The 2904-nt window shown below is 52.4% G+C and carries 6 protein-coding genes; 5 read left to right on the top strand and 1 reads right to left on the bottom strand.

Annotated elements, in window-relative coordinates:
• Window positions 1-75: 75 nt before the first annotated feature.
• Window positions 76-231, bottom strand: a complete 156-nt coding sequence (locus C2I19_RS20595; protein ID WP_439647055.1) for a phage integrase N-terminal SAM-like domain-containing protein — start codon at window positions 229-231, stop codon at window positions 76-78.
• 173 nt (window positions 232-404) lie between these two features.
• Between C2I19_RS20595 and C2I19_RS20590 the strand changes: the two genes are divergently transcribed.
• From C2I19_RS20590 to C2I19_RS20570, 5 genes are all read left to right on the top strand, one after another.
• Window positions 405-878 (top strand): hypothetical protein, encoded by a 474-nt coding sequence (locus C2I19_RS20590; protein ID WP_103904451.1) that lies wholly within the window; start codon window positions 405-407, stop codon window positions 876-878.
• Window positions 879-1008: 130 nt separating this feature from the next.
• Window positions 1009-1362, top strand: a complete 354-nt coding sequence (locus C2I19_RS20585) for a hypothetical protein (protein ID WP_103904450.1) — start codon at window positions 1009-1011, stop codon at window positions 1360-1362.
• Window positions 1363-1482: 120 nt separating this feature from the next.
• Complete coding sequence (locus C2I19_RS20580; RefSeq protein ID WP_103904449.1) at window positions 1483-1857, top strand: hypothetical protein; 375 nt, start codon at window positions 1483-1485, stop codon at window positions 1855-1857.
• Between the two features lie 103 nt (window positions 1858-1960).
• Window positions 1961-2560, top strand: a complete 600-nt coding sequence (locus tag C2I19_RS20575) for a tetratricopeptide repeat protein (protein WP_233201309.1) — start codon at window positions 1961-1963, stop codon at window positions 2558-2560.
• Between the two features lie 78 nt (window positions 2561-2638).
• Window positions 2639-2904, top strand: a 266-nt coding sequence (locus C2I19_RS20570) for a hypothetical protein (RefSeq protein WP_158253789.1), incomplete at its 3' end; no start/stop codon positions are given.

Raw genomic sequence — 2904 nt, 5'->3', positions numbered from 1 at the left:
GATGGAGGAAAGGATGGCGAGGGTTAGCATGTGGCATATCGCAAATAAATACTGACCGTTCATTTGCCTACGAGTTCAGCGTTGAATGGCCCTGATCTCCATAGGGTGCCGCTTGCCGTGAAACAGAATGAAGCGGCGAATCCATTCCACATACGCCTGCTCGGTACGCAAGCTGTAATGCTTGACCCGAATACGGGCGCGAACCTGTTCCAGCAAACGCGGCTTTCCCACAGCCTCCAGTAGGTGGTGTGTTTCGTCCAATGTTAAGCCCCTGCAAAAAAGTGAGATGGCTGGTATTGTGGTGATTTTAAATGGAAAATCTTGACGGCATAATTTTTATACGCCAATATGTGGGTGCTTTCACCCGGCCTTTAGGGTGGCTAATTACAAGTTAGCTCTTTCCGATGATGACACTTGAATTCTCTTCGTGGGTAAAATGGGACAATCGAGTTCCACAACTGAACAACTTACAGTATCCCGGCATTTACGCTTTGCGAATCTCAAGGCGCAATATCGAAGGGCAACCGTTCGACTGGGCGAAAGAAATTGTTTACTTCGGAATGACCAACTCTGTCGCCGGTCTAAGAGGACGCCTTTCCCAGTTCAACAATACTCTCCGAGATAAGAGCGGCGGTGGCCACGGTGGCGCAGACAGGTTCAGGTATGACTACCAAGATGGAGAGGCTCTTGCAAAAATACTTTACGTGGCTGTCTGCTCATTTGAATATCAGGGGCGCGATATAACCCCTGAGAATCTTCTTGTACACGGCAAGGTTGCAATGGCGGAGTACGTAGCGTTTGCTGAGTACTTCAAGAGGTTTGGCGAACTTCCGAAATACAACAACAAGAAAGCATCTCCCAAGCTATCAAAGAGCTAACATGGCGCTCAACCTCGCTCCTTTCAGTCGCTGGACGCTGCGCGATAAAGCCGCGCAGCGCCGGTTAGCTCGAACGTTATGCCCCATGGGCCAGGTCTTAAAATCGTGTAACGCACAAACTAGTTAAGCAATGCCTCAGAACCTCATTGACGAATTTGACCAAAAAATGCACGGGATCTACGATTCGGCGTTAAAGCTGAAGCCGCCGTATCGAGCTACCTACTTCTTGCAAATGCTCGGCGAAAATGGGGGCAAGGGAACCGCAGATCGCTTACTCGCAACCAGCAAGCCTTCAACGGGTTTCACCGAGCTTTTCCTGCGCGGAAAGCAGAATCTTCGCCTCAGTGTTGAGTATTTTGTGCTTTGCGAGCCTTGGAGAAAGCTGTTCACTTCGGAGCAACTTGCGGTCGCGCGGAAGCGACTTCGCGACGTCGAGTGTCCGCTGCCACCTGAGGACTTTGCGGCAAACGACAGTGGGGCCTAACCCATCGTTCAACCGGACGTGCTCCGGCGTGGCTGCGCCGGGCATCATTTCATTCTTGCCCGGCTTCGCCACGCTGTCGCACGCCGGTTACCTCAAACGTTAGGTGCTTCAAGGCATCCCATGACCGAAAAATTTGACCTCTATACCGAACAACTTACTTCCCTTATCCAAGAGGCCATTGCATGCTCTCCTAAGAGTTGGCATGAGGGGTGGTTGAGCATCGATTGCGATGGTTCGTACATGAATTACGCGCTCAAGAACGAACAGGCTGAAGACAAGGCACAAATCAGCAGCGAACTTCGGCAACTATGCGAAGACCTTTACGTTGTTATGCGCAAATCAGGTGACTGGTGGATAAAGGCAGTTATTCACTTCTTTCGCAAAGATGGCTCATGGTCTTTCAAGGTGAACTTCACTTATCAAGACAGCCCAGCCTCTGGGTCCGCAATGAACAAGCCTGCAGCACCTTCTAAGCCTTGGTGGAAACTGTGGTAGTGAGCACGCCAGCACCTAACATTGCGGTCAAGGCCGTTCCGGCCTTCGGCCTCCGCTAAACGTTCGGCCGCTTAAAACACCACCGTCCCCATGAGAAGAATCATTGCCGCTGCTCTCGCTTCCATTGGCCTTGGCGCTGCAGCGCAACCCGTTCCGCCCACAGCCACGGTTGATCCAAAGACCATTCGATTCAGCATGCCCACCGTCGCGGCAGAAGACATCAAATTTGTCATGCCAACGCGTGGCCGAGTTAGCTAACGAAATCCACGCTGAAATTCAACGCCTTTGCGCTCTTGGTGACAAACGCGCTAACGCGAAGCAGTTTCCTGATGCCTTGCAGATCTATTGGGCCGCATGGGATTTGTTGCCTGAGCCTAAAACGGAATGGGAGGCTGCCACCTGGATACTTGCTGCCGTTGGAGATTCAAATTTTCTTGGCGGCGATTATGTCGCTGGTCGTGACAATCTTTCGCAAGCCATGCACTGCCCAAACGCAATCGGGAACCCCTTTCTTCACCTCCGTCTAGGTCAATGCCAACTTGAATTACAGGCGTTTGATCAAGCGGCCGACGAGTTAATGCGAGTGTATATGGGGGGCGGAGCGGACATTTTTGAAGACCAAGACCCGAAATATCTGCGGTTTCTTCAAAGCAAAGCCAAGGGAATCGAAACCCCAAAGAAACCGTGGCAGTTTTGGAAATGACGCCCAACACTGCAATCCACCGGACCTCCGGCAAGCTGCGCTTGCCTCCGTCCGGTGATTTTTAACGTTAGGCGTCACATGGACGAATTGGTCGCGTTTAGAGACGAGGTGGCGAAGCGCGGCGGCAGCACTGCTGAAGCCGATCGCTTGGTCGAGGCAATTGCACTTGCCGAGAATGAAGCACAGCTTCCTCCACTCTTCGCGAGTCTGGATGCGGCGTCCGATCAGCTGGGATGGCCTCGCGACTGCGACTACGCGGCAGTCGCGCTTCAGGCTGCATTGGTACAGGCCAGTTCATCGAGCATCCACAATGCAATGCTTGCGTTCGCTCTAGAGCGAGCTAG

Source organism: Chromobacterium alticapitis, from assembly GCF_002924365.1.
GTDB classification, from domain to species: domain Bacteria; phylum Pseudomonadota; class Gammaproteobacteria; order Burkholderiales; family Chromobacteriaceae; genus Chromobacterium; species Chromobacterium alticapitis.
The sequence above is the reverse complement of the archived record's forward strand: the minus strand, read 5'-3'. Positions and strand labels throughout refer to the sequence as shown.

Coding starts and splice junctions, on each gene's coding strand:
- C2I19_RS20590 (WP_103904451.1), top strand. CDS start 405: ATGATGACACTTGAATTCTCTTCGTGGGTAAAATGGGACAATCGAGTT.
- C2I19_RS20585 (WP_103904450.1), top strand. CDS start 1,009: ATGCCTCAGAACCTCATTGACGAATTTGACCAAAAAATGCACGGGATC.
- C2I19_RS20580 (WP_103904449.1), top strand. CDS start 1,483: ATGACCGAAAAATTTGACCTCTATACCGAACAACTTACTTCCCTTATC.